We start from the raw sequence: 20,767 nt of genomic DNA, 5'->3' as shown, positions 1-20,767 counted from the left end.
CCGGCAATTCGTAGAATTCCTAGGTGGCCGGCCGCAGATGGGATGCCGGGCTGCCGGCCAGCGGCCGACACTACCTCTACAAAAGGAAAGGGCCCCTTGCGGGGCCCCTTTTCTTACTTCTTTTCCAGCCGCGCGTTGCGCTGGCCGGTGCTGGCCGACTTCTCGCCGGCAAACGGGTTCAGCTTGCGGATCATCCACGGGTACTTCGGCCACTTGCCTTCCAGCCACGGGTGCTGCGGCTGGTTCAGCGTCAGCACGCGACGGGCGTCATCGGCCAGGGTCTTGTTGCCCAGGTGGGTGTAGGACTCGCCCAGCACCGCCACGGCGTCGTACTGGAAGGCGCTCTGCGGGTAGGTTTCCAGCAGGTAGTTGGCGCGGCCGGCGGCCGAGACATAGGCGCCGCGACGCAGGTAATACAGGGCGTTGTCCAGCTCGTGCTGGGCGAACACGTCACGCAGCTCGATCATGCGCTGGCGCGCATCGGCGGCGTAGCGGCTGTTCGGGTAGCGGTCGACCACGATGTTGAAGTCCGAATACGCCTGGTGGGGCGTGGACAGATCGCGGCGGCTCGGGTCCAGGGACCATACGCGACGCAGGAAAACCGTATTGCGGTTGGAATTGGCCAGGCCGCGGAGGTAGTACAGGTACGCGATGTTGCGGTGGGTCGGGTAGGTACGGATGAAGCGGTCGATGCTCGAGACGGCGTCATCGTGCTTGCCGGCCTTGTACTGGGCATAGGCGGTTTCGATCATCGCCTGCTCGGTGTACGGACCGTAGGGGTACTGGGCCACCAGGCGGCGGAAGCTGGCTTCGGCGCCACTCCAGTTGCCACCCTGCATCAGCTTGTGGCTCTTGTCGTACAGTTGTTCGACCGGCGTTCCTTCATCGGGGCGATCACCCTTGGCGCCGCGATGGCAACCAGTGGCGGCGATGACCAGCACCAGCAGCAGGGCGGTGAGGCGGACGGGCGCAGAGAGCATGGAGGAGCGTCGGATCATGGGGTCAAGGCGGGACGCGTCTGGAATACGAAGGGTCGATGATAGCCTAGTGTCCTGTCCAGCGACTGAAACCGGTCGACCGGACCCCAAAATTTCGAAGATGCCCCCCTGCCATGTCTGAACAATCCTCCGAATCGGCCCGCCAGGCCATCGTCCCCGACACCTCCGCCGGCCGTCGTTTCGACGCGGTCGTGGCCGAGCTGTTCCCCGAATACTCGCGCTCGCGTCTGACTGAATGGATCAAATCCGGCGATGTCCTGCTGGACGGCGCCCAGGCCCGCCCGCGCGATCCGCTGCGCGGTGGTGAAGTCGTCACCCTGACAGTGGTGATGGAAACCCAGACCGACGCCCAGCCGGAGGACATCCCGCTGGACGTGCTGTTCGAGGACGAGCACCTGCTGGTGATCAACAAGCCGGTCGGCCTGGTGGTCCACCCGGGCGCCGGCAACCAGAGCGGCACTCTGGTCAACGCGCTGCTGTACCGCGACCCGTCGGTGGCGGTGCTGCCGCGCGCGGGCATCGTGCACCGCCTGGACAAGGACACCAGCGGCGTGATGGTCGTGGCGCGCACCCTGGAAGCGCAGACCGCGCTGGTCGAGCAGCTGGCCGCCCGTGACGTGCACCGCCAGTACCTGGCCATCGTGATGGGCGCCCTGGTGGCCGGCGGTACCGCCGATGCCCCGATCGACCGCCACCCGCGCGACCGCCTGAAGATGGGCGTGCGCGAGGACGGGAAGGAAGCGATCACCCATTACCGCCTGCGCGAACGCTTCCGTGCGCACACCGCGCTGGAGTGCCGCCTGGAAACCGGGCGCACCCACCAGATCCGCGTGCACATGGCGCATATCCGCCACCCGATCGTGGGTGACCCGCTGTACGGCGGCGCCCTGAAGCTGCCGAAGGGTGCCAGCGACGAGCTGGTTGCCGCCCTGCGCGGTTTCAAGCGCCAGGCCCTGCACGCCGAGACCCTGGAGTTCGTGCACCCGATCACCGGCGGGCAGGTCCGCAACACCGCACCGGTGCCGGCCGACATGCAGCACCTGATGAAGGTGCTGCGCGAGGACAGCGCGGCCTTCGCCGAGCGCGAGCGGGACCGCTGGTGATGGACGCCGCGCTGCCGCTGCTGCAGGCCGACTGGCCTGCGCCCCAGGGCGTCCGCGCGCTGACCACGCGTCGGCATGGCGCGGGCATCTCGCCGGCGCCGTTCGCGCAGTTCAACCTGGGCAACCGGCACGCGGCCGATGGTGATACCCCGGCCAATGTCGAGCACAACCGTCAGCTGCTGCAGCAGGGCTTGTCCCTGCCGTCGGCACCGCACTGGCTGCGCCAGGTGCATGGCACCACCGTGCTGCGTTTCGACGCAGCGCCAGTGGCTGGGGCCAGCGAGCCGGTGGCCGATGCCGCGGTGACCTCGGTACCGGGCGTGGTGCTGGCCATCCTCACCGCCGACTGCCTGCCGGTGGTGTTCGCCGCCGCCGACGGCAGCGAGATCGGTGCGGCGCATGCGGGCTGGCGTGGCTTGGCCGACGGCATGCTGGAAGACACCGTTGCCGCCATGAACACGCCGGCGGCGCAGCTGCGCGCCTGGCTGGGCCCGGCGGCCGGCCCGCAGGACTATGAGATTGGCGAAGAGGTCTACCACGCCTTCGTCGGCCATGACCCGGGCGCGGAAGAAGCCTTCGTGGCCACCCGTGAAGGGCACTGGAAAGTGGACCTGTTCGCCCTGGCCCGGCAGCGGCTGCAGGCAGCGGGGCTGGATGCGCTCAACATCCACGGCGGCAAGGTTTCGACCATGGCCGACCCGGACCTGTACTCGCATCGTCGCGACCGCCGTACCGGGCGGATGGCGACCCTGGTGTGGAGGGAATGAAGCCGGCTGGCGGTCCTGTAGGGTCAGAGCCCTTTTCTGGCGAAAAGGGATCTGACCCCAGCCAGACGGCGGTGATCGTCTTCGACGGCGTCTGTGCGCTGTGCAGCCGCTGGGTGCGCTTCCTGCTGCGGTTCGACCGGCAGGGGCGTTACCGCTTCGCGGCGATGCAGGGCGCGAAGGGCAGTGCCTTGCTGCGCGCCCACGGTCTGGACCCCAACGACCCGCTGTCGTTCCTGCTGCTGGACGCGCAGGGCGCGTGGACCGATACCGACGCGATCCTGCGCGTGCTCACGGGGCTGGGTGGCCTGTGGCGCGTGGCGGGCGTTCTGCGCCTGTTGCCGCGCGCCTGGCGCGACGTGGCCTACCGCGCGCTGGCGCGCAACCGCTACCGCTGGTTTGGACGGCATGACGCCTGTTACCTGCCCAGCCCGGAACAGGCCGCGCGCTTTCTCGATTGACCGCCGCCAGGCCATGCCCGGCGGGTCCGTTATCCTTCCAGGACTTGGAGGTAGCTGCGCCGCCAGTGGTTGATGTCGTACGTGCGCAGGTGGTCCATCATCGCGTGCCAGCGTTCCTGGCGCCGGCGCAGCGACATCGTGGCCGCGGTGGCGATGGCGTCGGCCACGCCGTCCAGGTCGTGCGGGTTCACCAGCAGTGCCTGCTTCAGTTCATCGGCCGCACCGGCCAGCAATGACAGCACCAGCACGCCGGGATTTTCCGGGTCCTGCGAGGCCACGTATTCCTTGGCCACCAGGTTCATGCCATCACGCAGCGGGGTCACCAGACCCACTGCCGCAGCGCGGTAGAAACCGGTCAGCGTGGCGTGGGTGAAGTTCTGGTTGACGTAGCGCAGCGGCGTCCAGTCGGGCTCGGCATGGCCGCCGTTGATGTGCCCGGCGATCTGTTCCAGCTGGCTGCGCAGCTGCCGGTACTCGGTGACATCGCCGCGTGAGACCGGGGCGATCTGCAGGTAGGTCAGCGAGCCCCGCTGGTCGGGGTGCCGCTCCAGGTAGCGCTCGAAGCCCTGGAAGCGTTCGGGCAGGCCCTTGGAATAGTCCAGACGGTCCACGCCGATGGCGAGCTGGCGGTCGCGCAGGCTGCTGCGCAGGTTCTTCACCGAGGACTTGGTCGCTGCCGTGGCGGCCTGGCGGGCAATCAGGTCGGTATCGATGCCGATCGGGAAGGCGGCCGCGCGGAAGCGGCGGCCGCCCGGGGCTTCCAGCCGGCCGTCGTCCAGCACGCGGCCACCGCCGAACAGGCGCAGGTAGGTCTGGAAACGGTCGGCATCGCGCTGGGTCTGGAAGCCGACCAGGTCGTAGGCATACAGCGAGGAGAACAGCCGCAGGTGGTCGGGCATGGCCTGCAGCAGGTCCGCCGACGGCATCGGGATGTGCAGGAAGAAGCCGATCCTGCAGCCGATGCCGCGCTCACGCAGCATCGCGCCCAATGGAATCAGGTGGTAATCGTGGATCCAGACGATGTCGTCCTCGCGCAGCAGCGGCGCGAGCTTGTCGGCAAACAGCGCATTGACCTTGTGGTAGGTCTCGCGGGTGCCGCGGTCGTAGTCGACCAGGTCCAGCCGGAAGTGCAGCAGCGGCCACAGCGTGCGGTTGGAGAAGCCGTTGTAGTAGCCATCCACATCACGCTTGGCCAGGTCCATGGTGACGTACTCGATGTCACCGTCCTTCTGCTGGTGCAGCGTGCCGCTGGCATCCTTCGCGTTCTTGCCGCTCCAGCCGAACCACATCCCGCCGCGCTCCTTCAGTGCGGCCAGCAGGCCCACGGCGAGGCCGCCGGCGCGGCTTTCACCGGGCACGGCGACCCGGTTGGAGACAACCACCAGGCGGCTCACGAGGCCTCCTGCCAGGAACGCGACAGGCGCATGGCGGCGGTGATCAGGCCGACGTGCGAGTAGGTCTGCGGGAAGTTGCCCCACGCTTCGCCACCATCGAAGGCCAGATCCTCGGAGAGCAGGCCCAGATGGTTGCGCTGCTTCAGCAGCAGCTCGAACATCTCGCGCGCTTCGTCCATGCGGCCGATCGCTGCCAGTGCGTCGATGTACCAGAACGTGCAGATGGTGAAGCTGGTTTCCGGTTCGCCGAAATCATCCGGCGCCACGTAGCGGTACAGCGAATTGCCGTGCTTGAGATCGCGGCCGATGGCTTCGACGGTGGCTATGAAACGCGCGTCCAGCGCATCGATGAAGCCGATGTCGGCCAGCAGCAGCAACGAGGCATCCAGGCGGTGGCCATCGAAGGTATCGGTGAAGTGGCCGAGCTCTTCGCTCCACGCCTTTTCCATGATGCGTGCGTGGATGGTGTCGGCACGCTCGCGCCAGTAGTTCGCGCGGTCGTCGAGCTTGAGGCGAACGGCGATCTTGCACAGGCGGTCACAGGCCGCCCAGCACATCGCGCTGGTGTAGGTGTGCACTTCGGTGCGGCCGCGGAATTCCCACAGGCCGGCATCGGGCACGTCGTGCAGGGCGAAGGCCTGCTCACCCAGCGGCTCCAGGCGCGCGAAGGTATGCGCATCGCCCGGATCCTGCAGGCGACGGTCGAAGAACAGTTGGGTCGATGCCAGCACCACGCTGCCGTAGACATCGTGCTGGCGCTGCACCCAGGCCAGGTTGCCGCGGCGAACCGGGCCCATGCCGCGGTAGCCGGACAGGCTGGGCACTTCGTCCTCGTCCAGCTTGGCCTCGAAGCCGATGCCGTACAGCGGCTGCAACGTGCCATCGGTGGTGGCGAGGTTGAAGATGTAGCCGAGGAACTGTTCCATCGTGCGGGTGGCGCCGAGGCGGTTCAGCGCACGCACCACGAATGCCGCATCACGCAGCCAGCAGTAGCGGTAATCCCAGTTGCGCACGCTGCCGGGTGCCTCGGGAATGGAAGTGGTCATCGCCGCGATGATCGCGCCGCTGTCCTCGTACTGGCACAGCTTCAAAGTGATCGCGCTGCGGATGACTGCGTCCTGCCATTCCAGCGGAATGGACAGGTAGCGCACCCATTCGCGCCAGTAATTGGCGGTGCGCTGGAAGGCTTCCTGCACGTAGCCGCTGATGGAGCGGTTGAGCGATTCATCCACGCCCAGGATCAGGTGGACGGGGTGGTTGAGCACGAACGGCAGGCCTTCGCGCACCATGCGTACGGGCACGTCGGTGGTCAGCCGCAGCACGTGCTCGGGCAGGATCCAGCGCACGTGGTTGCTGCCCCAGGTCGATTCGGGCACGCGTGCGCCCCAGTCGGCCAAAGGACGCGCCAGCACGGTGATGCGCGGGCTGCCGGTTAGTGGACGTACCTGGCGGATCAGGCTGACCGGACGGTAGAAGCGGTCGTTCTGTCGCCAGCGCGGGGCGAAATCGAGGATTTCCAGCGAACCGCCGTGGCTGTCGTGCAGCACGGTGCGCAGGATCGCGGTGTTGGTCAGGTATTCCTGCTCGCTGCGGGCGAAGTCTTCCAGCTCGATGGCGAAGTCGCCGCCGGTCTGCTGGTTGGGACCGAGCAGGGCACAGAAGGTGGGATCGCCGTCGAAGGTGGGCAGGCAGCTCCAGACAACGCGGGCATGTTTGTCGATCAGGGCGCCGAAGCTGCCGTTGCCGACCACGCCCAGATCAAGATCGGGTTGGGTCATCACGCGGTACATCTCGGTTGCGGCCGTGGGGTGGCCGGGTCAGTACGCATTCTCACGCAGCCAGGCGTGCACGCTGCGTATGTCGGGCAGTGCGAACACCGCCGCGCTGGGTTCACGTTCGCCGATCAGCACGCTCCAGCCGTGCTGTCCGTTGGCGGCCTCGAAGCCGAACTCATCGGTGAGGTCATCTCCAAGGAATACGGGCAGGCGGCCACGGAAGGGCAGGTACTGCATCAGCCGGCGCACGGCGCGGCCCTTGTCGGTGCCGACGGGCACGAATTCAATCACGTGATCGCCGGGTTGCAGCCGATAGCTTGGCCGGCCGCGGGCATGCCTTTCGGCAAAGGTGCGTACCTCCTTGCCGGCATCCGGTGCGCCGCGCCAGTGCAGGGCCAGGCCAGCGCCTTTTTCCTCCACCAGCACGCCGGGGTAACCATGGGCGAAGCGCATGGCCTGCTGGTGCAGGGCATGCAGCCATTCGGCCGTGTCGTCGTCCTGTTCTTCACGCAGCACGCGCCCGTCCTGGGCACGCAGCTCGTGGCCGTGCAGGCCAGCGGCCGGCAGCTGCAGGGGGGCGAACAGCTGGTCCAGCTGTTCCAGTGGGCGGCCACTGACGAGAGCCACTGCGCCTTCGAGGCGATCACTGATACGGCCGATGGCTTCACGCACATCCGGCAGGAGCTGCACGGCATCCGGGCGCGCAGCGAATTCTATGAGGGTGCCGTCGACATCGAGGAACAGCGCACAGGCGTCGTCCAGCAATGGCGGTGGCGGACGCAGGGGGAGCGATTCAGCCATACCGACCAGCTTGCCAGCAGCGGCGTGTAGGGCAGGTCGAGGCGGGGCGACAACTCGTCGGGGATGCCGATCATCGTTCGGTGGGTGCCGACCACTGCCAACCGGTGGGTGCCGACCCTTGGTCGGCACGAAGGGGCAGTGCGGACCAACGGTCCGCACCCACCCGAGGAGGTGGGTTTCGCAGCGACCATGATATCGGTAGGTGCCGACCGTTGGTCGGCGCCGAAGGCAGTGCGGGCCAACGGCCCGCACCCACCGAGGGCGGTCAAAACGTGTAACGCACGCGGCCGTAGTAGTACGCGCCGTTGCTGCCGATCGGCGACAGCACGTCGTACGGCAGGTTGCCGTAGTAGTAGATGTCCTCGTTGGACTTGTCCGGATAGTTGTCCGTCAGGTTCTGCCCGCCGATGGCCACGCTCCACTGCTTGTTGAAGCGGTATTCCACTTCGGCATCCAGCTGCCACTCCGCCTGGTAGGTCTGGCGCGGGATGTAGCCATCACCGAAGTTGAACACGCGGGTGGCACTGCCGTAGCGGTTCACGCGGCTGCTCAGCGACCAGTGGTCGTTGCTCCAGGCGGCCGACAGGCTGGCACGGGTACGCGGGGTCGCGTCGGTCAGCGTGTTGGTTTCTTCGATGCCGAACAGCACGTAGTCCGCGTCCAGCGCCCGCAGCTGGGCCGGGGTGGCCAGCACGTTCTTCAGCGTTGTCCTGGTGTAGGCGTAGGTGCCGGTCAGCAGCAGCTGTCCATCGCCCAGCGCCTGGCGCCAGTTGGTCACCAGCTCGGCACCGCGGGTGCGGGTGTCGGCGGCGTTGACGAAGAAGCTGGCGCTCTGCAGGCCGGTGACGCCGTAGTTGGCGGCCACGAAGTCGGTCAGTGCATCGCCGGTGATGCTTTCCGACAGCGCGATGCGGTCGTCGATGTCGATCTGGAAGAAGTCCAGCGACAGGTCGAAGTGCTCCCCGATGCGGCTGGTGAAGCCCAGCGAAGTGTTCAGCGACTTCTCCGGCTTCAGGTCCTGCGCGCCGAGGCCGCGGGCGATCGGGTTGTTGACCGACAGCAGGCGGCCCTGCACCAGCTGGCCGGCGGCGTTGTAGCCGGTGGAGGTGGATTCGTAGCCGATCTGCGCCAGCGACGGCGCGCGGAAATTGTTGGAGATGGCACCGCGCAGGGCGAAGGCCGGGGTGAACTCGTAGCGCAGGCCCAGCTTGCCGGTCAGCTCGCCACCGAAGTCGTCGCTGTGCTCGTAGCGTGCGGCCAGGTCGGTGGAGAAGTGGTCGCCGAACTGGCTGGCCAGGCTGGCATAGGCACTGGCCACGTCACGTGCCAGCGACGCAGCATCCTGCGGGGTCAGGCCGCCACCGGCCTGCGAGCCGGTCGGGCGATCGGTGTACGGGCCGGCCGCGTAGCTGGACGGATCACCCGGACGGGTCTGGTAGCGCTCATGGCGCACTTCCGCGCCCAGGCCCAGGGTGTGGGTGATGCTGTCGCTCTGTGAGAACACGCGGCTCAGGTCGAGGTTGCCCACGGTCTGCGCGTACTGGTAATCAGCGGTCTTGAAACGGGTCGGGCTGGTCGGGCCGAGCGAAGCGTTGATCGAATCGCGCAGGCGGTAGGTGAAGTCGTTCTGACCGTAGTCCACGCTGCCGTCATAGCTCCACTCGCCCCACTGGCCGCGCACGCCGGCCACGGCCTGCACGTCGCGGTTCTCGCCTTCGGAAATCGGGCGGTAACCGTTCGGGTACACCTCCTTCCAGTTGGCGTCGCTGTCGGGGTAGCGGAAGTAGTTCGCGCCTTCGGTATCGCGCTGGTTGAAGGTGCCGAAGGCATAGAACGTGGCGGTCTTGCCCACCGCGATCTCGGTGTTCAGCCACAGGTTGATGTCCTTGCTGGCGCCATCGCCGAGCACGTAGTTGCGCTGGCCCTGCAGCGCCAGATTGGCTTCGGTCTGGTCCCACGGCGGGATCAGGTCGTAGCCGGCGCGGTTGGTGCCGTTGCGCTTCTTGTATTCCAGGCCCACGCGCAGGAAACCACCATCCTCGCCCAGCGAGGTGCCAACCTTGGCGCTGATGTTGCCGGCCTGGCCATCGGTGAGGGTGCGGCCGATCGGCTTGAGGTCGGTGTGGTTGGCACCGTAGCTGGCTTCGATCTCGCCGCCGTCGCCGCCGTTGTCCAGGATCACGTTGATCACGCCGGCCACCGCATCGGAGCCGTACAGCGCGCCGGCGCCATCGCGCAGCACTTCGATGCGCTTGATGGCGCTGACCGGGATCGAGTTGAAGTCGACCGGGGTGGTGCCCTTGCCGATCTTGCTGTCGGTGTTGACCAGCGCGGTGTGGTGGCGGCGCTTGCCGTTCACCAGCACCAGCACCTGGTCAGGCGACAGGCCGCGCAGCTGCGCGGCACGCACGTGGTCGGCACCGCCGGAGTTGGACTGGCGCGGGAAGTTGAACGACGGCAGCAGGGCCTGCAGCGCACTGCCCAGCTCGCCGTTGACCACGCCGGCCTTGCGGATGTCCTCGGCGGTGAGCACGTCCACCGGCGAGGTGGATTCGAGCACGGTGCGGTCGGCGGCGCGGGTACCGGTGACGATCACCGTGTCCAGGTTGGTGGCAGCATCCTGGGCAGAGGCCTGGGCAGAGGCCAGGGCGGGGGGCAGGGCGAGCGCGATGGCGAGGCCGAGCGGCGACGCGGACAGGCGGGGGGACATGCAGACTCCGGCAACGACGACGTGGGGAAGGGGCGGGGGAGAGATGGTTTCACTTACATCCATCCGGATGAAGCGATATATTATCTTGGCGTGAGGAGGGGGTGTGACGCAAGCCCCGCTTCCGATCGCATCAGCTGAAGCCCCTGCGGCATGAGTTATTGGTTGCAGCCGCAACCGAAACGCAGGTGTACCCTCCGTGCCCCTTCGACCTGCTTTTACCCCTTCCCCGGAGTGCTGTCCCCCATGAAACACCTTGGCCTGATCTTTGCCGTGCTGCTGGCCACCAGCGGCTGCGCCAGCCTGTCCTCGAAGACACCCAGCGCCCATGCCGCCACCGCCGAGATGCAGGGCGATGCCGCGCGGCCGTCCAACGGCACGGGCTGGGTGCGCAGCGAGCTTTACTTCGGCGTGGGCGAGGAGCAGGGGGGCGGCGACCGTCCGCAGGCCGACACCATCAGCGAGGCGCAGTGGCGCGCGTTCCTGGACAAGGAGGTGACCCCGCGCTTCCCCGATGGCCTGACTGTGTTCGATGCCTACGGCCAGTGGCTGTTCCGCGGCGATGCCTCGCCCAACCGCCTGCGCACCAAGGTGCTGGTGGTGCTGCACGAAGACAGCCCGCAGCGCCGCGCCGACATCGAAGCGATACGCCTGGCGTGGAAGCAGCAGACCAAGCACCAGTCGGTGCTGTGGTCGCGGCAGGCGGTTGACGTATCGTTCTGACCTGGAGGCGCCAGCGTGGCGCCGCAGGAGTGACCATGAAACACAGTGAAATCGTGGTTGGCCTGCTGCTGGCGGGCCCGATGGTGCCGCTGGCGCACGCCGATGACAGCGATGCGCCGCTCCGCTTTGAAGCTTCGCCCGGCATCCGCGTGCAGGCTGAGGTCACCGAGGACGGCAGCATCGACGTGCAGCTTCTGCCCTCGGGCAGACGGCTGAGCCTGCCGGGCGCCCCCGATGCCGACGGCAATTCCCGGCTGTCGGCCGAGGATGTTGATTTCGATGGGCGTCCCGAGCTGGTGGCGCGGGCGCCGGTCGGCATGGTCAACGAAGCGGTGGCGGTGTATCGGTTCGACCCGGCCAGCGGCGGTTTTCGCGCACTGCAGGCCGAGACACACGGGCATGACAACTGCGGCGGCCTGATGGGCCTGACCGTCGACGCCGCCTCGCGCACCCTGACCAGCAGCTGCCGCAGTGGACCGATGTGGTACACGGATCAGTATCGGTTCGACGGTACGAAGTTGTATCTGTACCGCTCCGAAGACGTGCTGCGGCTGGGCGATGCGCTCGATGCCGCCCTGCAGTGGGAGCAGACCGACGAGCAGGGGCCGCTGGCGGTATGGCGTACGTACGATGGATCCGGCCACGTGCTGGAAAGTGCCATCGCCGATGGGCTGAGCGCGCCCGCCAGTGGCGAACCGCTGCGCGGCCAGCAGGCCACGGTGGGGCCGGCGCGCCTGTTCCTGTTCGACCGGCCCGGTGCGGCAAGCACCAAGCGCTACCTGGTGCAGGGCGATCGCGTGGAGATGCTGGATGCGCAGGACGGCTGGATGAAGCTGCGCTATCGCAATCCGAAGCGGGGCGCGATCGAGGGCTGGATCAACGTCAACGATTGACGTGTCGCCGGTCCGCAGTTTGCTCAACAAGGCGGTCGGCTTCTTGCCCACGGGGGCATCACCTGGCCGGGTCTAGCCTCGGGTATCTCCCCCGAACCGGCTGTGCCCCCATGAGCAAGCGCGTTGCAGAGATCGTCATCGACACCCTCCAGCAGGCGGGTGTCCGCCGCTGTTACGGCATCGTGGGCGATACCTTGAACCACGTGACCGATGCGATGCATCGCAGCGACATCGAATGGGTGCACGTGCGCCACGAAGAGGTGGCTGCCTTTGCCGCCGGTGCCGATTCCCTGGTGAGTGGACAGCTGACCGCCTGCGCCGGTTCCTGCGGGCCCGGTGGCCTGCACTTCATCAACGGGATCTTCGAAAGCAACCGCAACCGTGCGCCGATGGTGCTGATCGCCAGCCAGATCGTCACCAGCGAACTGGGCATGGAATTCCCGCAGGAAGTGGATTTCAAGGCGGTGTATGGCAGCTGCACGGTGTTCTGCGAGCAGGTGCACAGCCCCGAGCAGGCGCGGCGCGTGGTGGCATTGGCTTGCCAGGCGGCCATCAGCCGCCGCGGTGTGGCGGTGGTCATCCTGCCGGCGGATATCAGCGAGGCCGAGGTGAAGCACGATGTGCCGTTCTCGGTGCACTACACCCAGCCGGTGCTGCGCCCCTCCGATGCGGAACTGCAGCGCATCGCCGAGCTGCTGGGCCAGGGCAAGCGCATCGGCATCTATGCCGGCGCCGGCTGCCAGGGCGGGCATGCGCAGCTGCTGGAACTTGCCCGGCGTCTGCAGGCGCCGGTAGCGCACACGTCGCGGGCCAAGGATTTCGTCGAACCGGACAACCCCTACAACATGGGCATGACCGGCATCTTCGGCATCGAATCGGGCTTCCACACGCTGATGGAGTGCGACACGCTGCTGCTGCTCGGCGCCGACTTCGCCTGGGGCCAGTTCTACCCGGACAAGGCGACGATCATCCAGGTCGACCGCGATGGCAGTCATCTGGGCCGCCGCCACCCGGTCAATCTGGGCGTGGTCGGTGATATCGCACCGACGCTGGATGCACTGCTGCCGCTGCTGCCGCCGCGCGAGGACAGCACCTTCCTCGACGAGTGCATCACCCACCGCGACAAGGCGCTGCAGAAGCGCGAGCAGGAAGAACAGCCCGGCGAAGGCGAGCTGATCCATCCGCAGCACCTGACGGCGCTGCTGTCGAAGCACGCCAGCGACGATGCGTTGTTCACCGCAGATGGTGGCTCGCCGATGGTCTGGGTGCTGCGCCATATCCGGGTGAACGGCCGCCGCCGCACCCTGACCAGCCTGCTGCACGGCACGATGGCCAATGCGATGCCGCAGGCACTGGGCCTGCAGAAGGCTTTCCCCGGTCGCCAGGTGATTTCGCTGTCCGGCGATGGTGGCCTGGCGATGCTGCTGGGCGATCTGCTGACCGCGGTGCAGGAAAACCTGCCGATCAAGGTGGTGGTCTTCAACAACGGCTCGCTGAATTTCGTCGAGCTGGAACAGAAGGTGGAGGGCCTGCTGGACAACTACACCGACCTGAAGAATCCCGATTTTGGTCGCCTGGCCGAGGTGATTGGTTTCCACGGCCGTACAGTGACCCGCAGCGAGGACCTGGAGGAAGCGGTGCTGGACTTCCTGGCCCAGCGCGGCCCGGCGCTGCTGGATGTGCATACCAGCCGCGCGGAGCTGGTGATGCCGCCGCAGATCGAAGCCAAGCAGGTGGCGGGCACGGCGTTGTATGCGGCCAAGGCGGTGTTGAATGGCCGCTTCGATGATGTGAAGCACCTGCTGGTGGACAACTTCCTGAAGAAGTAAGGGGGATGCAGGGCTGCGCCCTGCACCTGCCGAATCAACGTCGACGTCAAAAGCGGGCTATCCGTGGGTTGGCGGGGTGGGTCCGGTTGAGGGGGACGCTGCAAGTACGTCCCTGTAAGCTCGGTCGCCGCATCCATGCGGCTCACGCCCCCTCAACCGGACCCACCTCGCCTTCGACAGTTTCCCGCGATCTGTCGGAACGGCATTCTGCTCTGGTAGGTGTCGACCTTGGTCGACACGGTGGATCCACGCCATGCGTGGATATCGAAAGGATGATCGGAGTGATCTTCTGTGGAGCCGAGCCATGCTCGGCTCTAAAACGAGAGCCTGCCTTTGATCTTTTGATTCTCTTCCGTGGCTGGCACGCGCAGGAAACTGTCAGGGACCGGGCGGGGTGTGCTGCGCAGGACCGTTGGCGCCATGGATGGCGCCATCGAGCCCCCCAGGGACGGGTTTACGGCGTGTCCTGCGCAGCCCATCCCGCCCGGCCCAGTCCGGAGTTCGCCGTTCGAGACCCAGCCACGAGGGGCGCCGCCGTTGGCTGGAAGCCATCATTCCACGACGGAATTGGCGCCCGGGCCCCGCTGGGCCTACCATCGGCGGTCCCCACCGCCATCGCCCCTTCCATGTCCGCTCCCGCTCCCGCCGCACCACGCCGCTGGTTCGTCGCCGGCGATTTCAATGGCTTCTTCGGCCTGGTCGTCGACAACCTCTCCATCCTTGGCTTCATCGCCATGGCCCTCATCGGAATGTTCCAGTTCCCCGCCGACGTGGTGTTTGGCCGCATGTTTCCCGGCACCGCCTTCGGTGTGCTGGTCGGCAACCTGCTCTACACCCTGATGGCGCGCCGCTTGGCCGCGCGTACCGGCCGCGATGATGTCACCGCCATGCCGCTGGGCCTGGACGCGCCGACCAGCATCGGCATGGCTTTGCTGGTGCTTGGCCCGGCCTTCGTCGCCTTCAAGCAGCAGGGCATGGACCCGCACGCTGCGGCCATCGCCACCTGGCAGCTGGGCATGGCAGCGCTGGTCATCATGGGCATGCTGAAGTTGATCCTGTCCTTCTTCGGGGAAGCGGTGACCCGCGCACTGCCGCGTGCGGCGCTGCTGGGCTCCATCGCCGGCATCGCCCTGGTGCTGATGGGCCTGCTGCCGCTGCTGGAAACCCTGCGTTCGCCGCTGGTCGGTTTCACCACCCTGGGCCTGCTGCTGTACGTGCTGATCGCCAAGGGCAAGCTGCCGATTCGTGGCCCGGGCGTGCTGCTGGCCTTCGTGTTTGGTACCGTCCTCTACTACGGCCTCGGCCTGGCGGGGCTGGGCGTGCCGGGCTTCCAGGTGCCGGCCTGGGTGCCGCCGCAGGTGGTGCTGCCGCTACCCACGCTGGGCTTCATCGACGGCCTGCCGACGGCGATGACCTACCTGCCGCTGCTGCTGCCGTTCGGCCTGCTGATGGTGGTCGGTGGCATCAACGTATCCGAGAGCGCGCGCGCGGCCGGCGATGACTACCGTACCCGCGACATCCTGCTGGTGGAAGCGGTGGCCACGCTGGTGGCCGGCGTCTGTGGCGGCGTCGCCCAGACCACGCCGTACATCGGCCAGCCGGCGTACAAGCACATGGGCGCGCGCAGCGGCTACACGCTGCTGACCGGCCTGTTCGTCGGCATCGGCGGCATGCTCGGCATCATCTCCGGGCTGGTGCAGTGGCTGCCGCTGGCGGTGCTGGCGCCGATCATCGTCTACGTGTCCATCGACATCACCACCCAGGCCTTCCAGGCCACCCCGCGCCAGCATGCCGGTGCGATGGTGCTGGGCTTCCTGCCATCGGCGGCGTACCTGCTGGCCATCAAGGCGCCGGGCTGGATTCCCGCCGATCAGATGGGCGCGCTGCTGACCCACGTCGATGGCCACGGCCTGCCGGAACTGGCGGTGATCTTCGCGCTGGGCAACGGCTTCATCATCACCTCGATGCTGTGGATCGCCACGGTGTCGGCGATGGTCGATGGCCGCCTGCGCCGCGCCTGCGGCTTCCTGCTGGTGGCGGCGGTGCTGACCCTGTTCGGCCTGATCCACTCGGTCGACCCGCGCGGTGGCATCTACCTGCCGTGGGATCTGCAGGGTCTGGCGCGCATCATCAGCTGGCAGTTCACGGGTGCCTACGTGGCGCTGGCCGTACTGCTGGGGCTGCTGTCGCTGCAGAAGCAGCCGGTGCAGCCGTTGGCTGACGCCGGACATTGAGGGGCCATGGCGGGCGTCAGGTGGCCCCGTCCAGTTCGGGGTAATGGCGGAAGATGCCGTTGGTGTTGAATGCCAGCCGCCGCTCCGAGGCCAGGTACGCCGCGATGTTCGGCCGCTTCGCCACCCGCTCCTGCAGCGCCCGCAGCAGGGGCAGGGTGGGCGACAAGGCCTGCATCCGCTTCGGGAACATGTAATCCAGCCCGCTCAGCAGCTGGAACAGCGAGAGATCCACATAGGAATGCTCGCGCAGCGGGTGGCGGCCACCATTGGCTTCGATCACCTGTTCAAAATAGCCAAGGAATTTCGGTAGGCGCTCGCCGCGCATCGCCGTGGCGCGCGCCCGAGCCTCGGCTTTCTGGTCCTCGTAATACTTCGATGCGGCAATCGGATGATGGGTGTCGTGTACTTCGGCGACGAGGTCGGCAATCGTCAACTGCAGCTGCAGGGCCTGCATCCGCCGTGAAGCAGCCTGCGGCACCAGATCCAGCGTGGGGCCGAGGAAATCCAGGATCGCCGCGACCTGTGCGATCACCTGCCGCCCGGCTTTCAGGAACGGCGGTGCGAAGGGTTGGCCGCCGTCTGCCTTGCCCTGCAGGAACGGCTCCATCACCGCATCGCCGTGGAGGCGTGCCATGTCTTCGTACGCGGCACCGGCATCTTCCAATGCCAGACGTACGAACTCGCCACGGCCCTGGATGCCGGTCCAGTAATACAGGGCGTAGTGCATGTCGATCTCCGCAAGGAATTTCCTGCAGCCTCGCGTGTCGCCCGCAAAGCAGGCGTGAGCATGGCGTTCATGCCAAGCACAACGCAGGCCAAACAGCGGGGGAACCGCCTGCGGTGAAGCGGGTCATACTCGGATCGTGCACGTGAAAAACGAGGTGCTGCATCATGCAGAAGAGTGGAAAGGCAGTGTGGCCCTGGGTATTGGGCGTAGTGGTGGTAGGCGGTGCGGGGGCGTGGTTGTTCCGCGATCAGTGGCAGGGTCTGGCGGATCAAGTGGAGGTGCCAACGCAGGCTGCACAGCCCTCGACCGCTGCGCCACCTGCAGCGCCCGCCGCTGAACCCGTGTCGTCGACAGCCGCCATCCAGCATCCGCTGGACACCGACGCTGCAGCCGACCCTGCGCTGCCGACGATGGAAGACAGCGATACCGCAGCATGGACCGCACTGAGCGGCCTGTTCAATGGCGAAGGTGGACTGGCCGTGCTGCTGCGTGACCACCTGATCCAACGTCTGGTCACCCACGTGGACAACCTGGACAAGACCAGCGTGCCGCCGTCTGCGCTGGCCACGCGGCCGCTGCCCGGCAGCCTGCAGGTGGAAGCCGGTGAGAATGGCGAGCAGATCGCCGCAGGCAACGCGGCCCGCTATGTACCCTACGTCCAGGCGTTCACCGCGCTCGATCCTGCTGCAACGGGTGCGGCGTACAGGCGCTTCTACCCACTCATCCAGCAGGCCTACGTCGACCTCGGGCGGCCGCAGGGCTACTTCAACGACCGCCTGGTGGCGGTAATCGATCATCTGTTGCAGACCCCGGAGCCGGCGCGTCCGCTGGCGGTGGTGCGTGATGAGCGGGGCCGCTACCGCTTTGCCGACCCGGATCTGCAGTCGCGCTCGGTGGGGCAGAAGGCCCTGCTGCGGCTGAATGCGGACCAGCAAAAGCTGGTCAAGCAGCAGCTGCGCGCCATCCGCGGGGCGATCACCCGCTAGCCGCATGCGGGTCGCCGGGGCGTCTGATCCAGATCAACGCTCCGCCAACACCCCATCGGTCATGCTGGATGCTGCTTGAACGGCTCGGATGCCCAGTCGCAGCCACCCTTGAAACCGGGTGGGGCAACCGCATCTTCCCTGCATCGCCGGCGCGGCCGGCACTGATGACCGATGAGGATTCGCCATGCGAATGGACAAGCTTACTTCGCGTTTCCAGCAGGCGCTGGCCGACGCGCAGTCGCTGGCCGTGGGCCGCGACAACAGCATCATCGAACCGGTTCACCTGTTCAGCGCGCTGCTGGACCAGCAGGGCGGCAGCACGCGCCCGCTGCTGGCCCAGGCCGGCGTGAACGTGCCGGTGCTGCGCGAGCGCCTGGCCGAGGCGCTGGATGCGCTGCCGAAGGTGTCCGGCCAGGCCGGCAACGTGTCGATGGGCAATGACCTCGGACGCCTGCTCAACCACACCGACAAGCTGGCCCAGCAGAACGGCGATGCCTTCATCGCCAGCGAGTGGTTCGTGCTGGCTGCGCTGGAAGACAGCGGCACGCTGGGCATGGCGCTGCGCGCCGCCGGCGCCGACAAGGCGCGCCTGCAGACCGCCATCGACAAGCTGCGTGGCGGCGAGAACGTGCAGTCGGAAAACGCCGAAGAACAGCGGCAAGCGCTGGAGAAGTACACCATCGACCTGACCGCGCGCGCCGAGAGCGGCAAGCTCGACCCGGTGATTGGCCGCGATGAGGAAATCCGTCGCACCATCCAGGTCCTGCAGCGCCGCACCAAGAACAACCCGGTGCTGATCGGCGAACCCGGCGTGGGCAAGACCGCCATTGTCGAAGGCCTGGCCCAGCGCATCATCAACGACGAAGTGCCCGAGGGCCTGCGCGGCAAGCGCGTGCTGTCGCTGGACATGGGCGCGCTGATCGCCGGCGCCAAATTCCGCGGTGAGTTCGAAGAGCGCCTGAAAGGCGTGCTCAACGACCTGGCCAAGAGCGAAGGGCAGATCATCCTGTTCATCGACGAGCTGCACACCATGGTCGGTGCGGGCAAGGCCGATGGCGCGATGGATGCGGGCAACATGCTCAAGCCGGCGCTGGCCCGTGGCGAGCTGCACTGCGTGGGTGCCACCACGCTGGACGAGTACCGCAAGTACATCGAAAAGGATGCTGCACTCGAGCGTCGCTTCCAGAAGGTGTTCGTGGGTGAGCCGTCGGTGGAGGACACCATCGCGATCCTGCGCGGCCTGAAGGAAAAGTACGCGGTGCACCACGGCGTGGAGATCACCGATCCGGCCATCGTTGCCGCCGCCACGCTGTCCAACCGCTACATCACCGATCGCCAGCTGCCCGACAAGGCCATCGACCTGATGGACGAGGCCGCCTCGCGCCTGCGCATGGAGATCGACTCCAAGCCGGAGGAACTGGACCGCCTGGAACGCCGTGTGATCCAGCTGAAGATCCAGCGCGAGATGCTGAAGAAGGAAAAGGATGATGCCTCGCGGCAGCGCCTTGCTGATCTGGAAAATGACATCGAGGGCCTGGAGCGCGAGTTCTCCGACCTCAATGAAGTCTGGAAGTCGGAGAAGGCTGCGCTGCAGGGCGCGACCAGGATCAAGGAACAGGTCGAGCAGGCGAAGCTCGATCTGGAAGCTGCGCAGCGCCGGCAGGATTTCGCCCGCATGAGCGAGATCCAGTACGGCCTGCTGCCGCAGCTGGAAAAGCAGCTGGCCGCTGCGCAGGAACTGGATGCCAACGACTTCAAGCTGGTGCAGGACAAGGTCACCGACGAGGAGATCGCCGAGGTCGTGTCGCGCTGGACCGGCATCCCGGTCAACAAGATGCTGGAAGGCGAGCGCGACAAGCTGCTGCGCATGGAAGACGTGCTGCACAACCGCGTGGTCGGCCAGGAAGAAGCGATCAAGGTCGTCTCCGATGCGGTGCGCCGTTCGCGCGCCGGGCTGTCCGACCCGAATCGCCCGGGCGGCTCGTTCCTGTTCCTCGGCCCGACTGGTGTGGGCAAGACCGAGCTGTGCAAGTCGCTGGCCGAATTCCTGTTCGACAGTGCCGATGCGATGATCCGCATCGACATGAGCGAGTTCATGGAAAAGCACAGCGTCGCCCGCCTGATCGGTGCGCCCCCGGGTTACGTGGGCTACGAGGAAGGTGGCTACCTGACCGAGGCCGTGCGCCGTCGCCCGTACTCGCTGATCCTGCTGGACGAGGTGGAAAAGGCCCACCCGGATGTGTTCAACATCCTGCTGCAGGTGCTGGACGATGGCCGCCTGACCGATGGCCAGGGCCGCACTGTGGACTTCCGCAACACCGTCATCGTGATGACTTCAAACCTGGGCTCGCACCAGATCCAGGACATGGGCAGCGATGACAGCCCGGAAGCCTACACGCAGATGAAGGCCGCGGTGATGGGCGTGGTGCAGGCGCACTTCCGTCCTGAATTCATCAACCGCCTGGACGACATCGTGGTGTTCCACCCGCTGGACAAGCAGCAGATCAAGCAGATTGCCCGCATCCAGATGCGTGGCCTGGAGCGGCGCCTGGCCGAGCGTGGCTTGAAGCTGGCGGTGTCCGATGCAGCGTTCGACCTGCTCGGCAACGTCGGTTTCGATCCGGTGTATGGCGCGCGGCCGCTGAAGCGTGCGATCCAGGCACAGCTGGAGAACCCGCTGGCACAGAAGATCCTCTCGGGGGCCTTCGTCAACGGCGATACCATCGAGGTCGGCAACGACGGCGGCCACCTGGTGTTCGCCAAGGCGTGACGCGGTTGCGTTCGTCCCCGTCTACGGGCGGGGACGAATCTGCCGGTAGCGCCCGTCCTCGCCGATGCCTTTGCTGCGGGTGTCGACGTTGGCGCAGAGCTGTTCTTTTCCGCACAGCACCACGTCGGCGCGGTTGTAGGCACGCAGTAGTGCGGCCTCGACCTGGTTGCGCTCGATCTCCGCGCGATACTGACCGCCCAGCCACGCGGCACCCCCGAGCAGGATCGCCACGGCAGTCGCGGCCGTGGCCACGGTCTTCCAGACGACGCTGCGCGACGCAAGTTGCAAGCGCTTCACTTCCGCAGCCAGTGCTTCGGTGCTGCGGCCCACGCCCTTGGTCGATGCCGCCAGTTGCTGCTCATAGGCGCTTACCGGCGCGAGCAATGCCTGCTTGACGGCCGCTGTGCTGTCCCGGCTCAACCCAGCCACGGCAGCATCGGCGCTGGCTCTGAACTGCGCAGGCAGTGATTGTGCAAGCCCATTCAACGCGGCCGCCAGCTGCGATTGCTGCTGGCCCATGTCCGTGCACATCCGCTGGTAGCGCTCCATCAGCAAGGCGGTCTTGCTGATCAGATCTTCCAGTTCGCGTTCATCCATGAGGG

Annotated in this window: 16 protein-coding genes; 9 read left to right on the top strand and 7 right to left on the bottom strand. The window is 66.8% G+C overall.

The window, feature by feature from the left end:
• Positions 1-113 precede the first annotated feature (113 nt).
• Positions 114-998: an outer membrane protein assembly factor BamD gene (locus AC1VXD_RS06410; protein ID WP_116863573.1), complete on the bottom strand. Its 885-nt coding sequence runs from the start codon at positions 996-998 to the stop codon at positions 114-116.
• Between the two features lie 113 nt (positions 999-1,111).
• Between AC1VXD_RS06410 and rluD the strand changes: the two genes are divergently transcribed.
• From rluD to AC1VXD_RS06395, 3 genes are all read left to right on the top strand, one after another.
• Positions 1,112-2,101 (top strand): 23S rRNA pseudouridine(1911/1915/1917) synthase RluD, encoded by a 990-nt coding sequence (rluD, locus tag AC1VXD_RS06405; RefSeq protein ID WP_482991366.1) that lies wholly within the window; start codon positions 1,112-1,114, stop codon positions 2,099-2,101.
• Entirely contained in the window at positions 2,101-2,868 is a 768-nt protein-coding gene (gene pgeF / locus AC1VXD_RS06400; protein ID WP_482991365.1) for a peptidoglycan editing factor PgeF, read from the top strand. The genes rluD and pgeF overlap by 1 nt, the downstream gene beginning before the upstream one ends.
• Positions 2,869-2,939: 71 nt before the next feature.
• Positions 2,940-3,326 (top strand): thiol-disulfide oxidoreductase DCC family protein, encoded by a 387-nt coding sequence (locus AC1VXD_RS06395; RefSeq protein WP_482991364.1) that lies wholly within the window; start codon positions 2,940-2,942, stop codon positions 3,324-3,326.
• 29 nt (positions 3,327-3,355) lie between these two features.
• On the opposite strand, the gene otsA is transcribed toward AC1VXD_RS06395, so the two are convergent.
• The 4 genes from otsA to AC1VXD_RS06375 all read right to left on the bottom strand — a co-directional run bounded on the left by otsA (position 3,356) and on the right by AC1VXD_RS06375 (position 10,006).
• Positions 3,356-4,720, bottom strand: coding sequence for an alpha,alpha-trehalose-phosphate synthase (UDP-forming) (otsA, locus tag AC1VXD_RS06390; protein WP_482991363.1), 1,365 nt, complete (start codon positions 4,718-4,720; stop codon positions 3,356-3,358).
• Positions 4,717-6,498, bottom strand: coding sequence for a glycoside hydrolase family 15 protein (locus AC1VXD_RS06385; RefSeq protein WP_482991362.1), 1,782 nt, complete (start codon positions 6,496-6,498; stop codon positions 4,717-4,719). Before AC1VXD_RS06385 ends, otsA begins: the two co-directional genes overlap by 4 nt.
• A gap of 39 nt (positions 6,499-6,537) precedes the next feature.
• Positions 6,538-7,296, bottom strand: coding sequence for a trehalose-phosphatase (gene otsB / locus AC1VXD_RS06380; protein ID WP_482991361.1), 759 nt, complete (start codon positions 7,294-7,296; stop codon positions 6,538-6,540).
• Positions 7,297-7,561: 265 nt separating this feature from the next.
• Entirely contained in the window at positions 7,562-10,006 is a 2,445-nt protein-coding gene (locus AC1VXD_RS06375) for a TonB-dependent receptor plug domain-containing protein (RefSeq protein ID WP_482991360.1), read from the bottom strand.
• 243 nt (positions 10,007-10,249) lie between these two features.
• On the opposite strand from AC1VXD_RS06375, the gene AC1VXD_RS06370 reads away from it, so the two are divergent.
• The 4 genes from AC1VXD_RS06370 (at position 10,250) to AC1VXD_RS06355 (ending at position 15,682) form a co-directional block, all read left to right on the top strand.
• Positions 10,250-10,726 (top strand): DUF3574 domain-containing protein, encoded by a 477-nt coding sequence (locus tag AC1VXD_RS06370; protein ID WP_482991359.1) that lies wholly within the window; start codon positions 10,250-10,252, stop codon positions 10,724-10,726.
• Positions 10,727-10,761: 35 nt separating this feature from the next.
• A complete protein-coding gene (locus AC1VXD_RS06365; RefSeq protein WP_482991358.1) occupies positions 10,762-11,619 on the top strand; it encodes an XAC2610-related protein in 858 nt (285 codons plus the stop codon).
• A gap of 110 nt (positions 11,620-11,729) precedes the next feature.
• Positions 11,730-13,448: a thiamine pyrophosphate-dependent enzyme gene (locus tag AC1VXD_RS06360; protein WP_482991357.1), complete on the top strand. Its 1,719-nt coding sequence runs from the start codon at positions 11,730-11,732 to the stop codon at positions 13,446-13,448.
• 626 nt (positions 13,449-14,074) lie between these two features.
• Positions 14,075-15,682, top strand: a complete 1,608-nt coding sequence (locus tag AC1VXD_RS06355) for a SulP family inorganic anion transporter (protein ID WP_482991356.1) — start codon at positions 14,075-14,077, stop codon at positions 15,680-15,682.
• 16 nt (positions 15,683-15,698) lie between these two features.
• Here AC1VXD_RS06355 and AC1VXD_RS06350 read toward each other — a convergent pair whose 3' ends face one another.
• Positions 15,699-16,409 (bottom strand): glutathione S-transferase, encoded by a 711-nt coding sequence (locus AC1VXD_RS06350; protein ID WP_482991355.1) that lies wholly within the window; start codon positions 16,407-16,409, stop codon positions 15,699-15,701.
• A gap of 341 nt (positions 16,410-16,750) precedes the next feature.
• Here AC1VXD_RS06350 and AC1VXD_RS06345 point away from each other — a divergent pair, with 341 nt between their 5' ends.
• Both AC1VXD_RS06345 and clpB read left to right on the top strand, forming a co-directional pair.
• Complete coding sequence (locus AC1VXD_RS06345) at positions 16,751-17,395, top strand: DUF3014 domain-containing protein (protein WP_482991354.1); 645 nt, start codon at positions 16,751-16,753, stop codon at positions 17,393-17,395.
• Positions 17,396-17,579: 184 nt separating this feature from the next.
• On the top strand, positions 17,580-20,165 hold the full coding sequence (gene clpB, locus AC1VXD_RS06340; protein WP_482991353.1) for an ATP-dependent chaperone ClpB: 2,586 nt from the start codon (positions 17,580-17,582) through the stop codon (positions 20,163-20,165).
• 21 nt (positions 20,166-20,186) lie between these two features.
• On the opposite strand, the gene AC1VXD_RS06335 is transcribed toward clpB, so the two are convergent.
• Complete coding sequence (locus tag AC1VXD_RS06335; RefSeq protein ID WP_482991352.1) at positions 20,187-20,762, bottom strand: relaxation protein; 576 nt, start codon at positions 20,760-20,762, stop codon at positions 20,187-20,189.
• Positions 20,763-20,767 lie beyond the last annotated feature (5 nt).

The organism is Stenotrophomonas sp. STEN054, assembly GCF_056854535.1.
This window is presented reverse-complemented; position numbering and strand designations above follow the sequence as displayed.

Coding starts and splice junctions, on each gene's coding strand:
- otsB (WP_482991361.1), bottom strand. CDS start 7,296: ATGGCTGAATCGCTCCCCCTGCGTCCGCCACCGCCATTGCTGGACGAC.
- AC1VXD_RS06410 (WP_116863573.1), bottom strand. CDS start 998: ATGATCCGACGCTCCTCCATGCTCTCTGCGCCCGTCCGCCTCACCGCC.
- clpB (WP_482991353.1), top strand. CDS start 17,580: ATGCGAATGGACAAGCTTACTTCGCGTTTCCAGCAGGCGCTGGCCGAC.
- rluD (WP_482991366.1), top strand. CDS start 1,112: ATGTCTGAACAATCCTCCGAATCGGCCCGCCAGGCCATCGTCCCCGAC.
- AC1VXD_RS06385 (WP_482991362.1), bottom strand. CDS start 6,498: ATGACCCAACCCGATCTTGATCTGGGCGTGGTCGGCAACGGCAGCTTC.
- AC1VXD_RS06375 (WP_482991360.1), bottom strand. CDS start 10,006: ATGTCCCCCCGCCTGTCCGCGTCGCCGCTCGGCCTCGCCATCGCGCTC.
- pgeF (WP_482991365.1), top strand. CDS start 2,101: ATGGACGCCGCGCTGCCGCTGCTGCAGGCCGACTGGCCTGCGCCCCAG.
- AC1VXD_RS06355 (WP_482991356.1), top strand. CDS start 14,075: ATGTCCGCTCCCGCTCCCGCCGCACCACGCCGCTGGTTCGTCGCCGGC.
- AC1VXD_RS06360 (WP_482991357.1), top strand. CDS start 11,730: ATGAGCAAGCGCGTTGCAGAGATCGTCATCGACACCCTCCAGCAGGCG.
- AC1VXD_RS06365 (WP_482991358.1), top strand. CDS start 10,762: ATGAAACACAGTGAAATCGTGGTTGGCCTGCTGCTGGCGGGCCCGATG.
- AC1VXD_RS06335 (WP_482991352.1), bottom strand. CDS start 20,762: ATGGATGAACGCGAACTGGAAGATCTGATCAGCAAGACCGCCTTGCTG.
- AC1VXD_RS06370 (WP_482991359.1), top strand. CDS start 10,250: ATGAAACACCTTGGCCTGATCTTTGCCGTGCTGCTGGCCACCAGCGGC.
- AC1VXD_RS06350 (WP_482991355.1), bottom strand. CDS start 16,409: ATGCACTACGCCCTGTATTACTGGACCGGCATCCAGGGCCGTGGCGAG.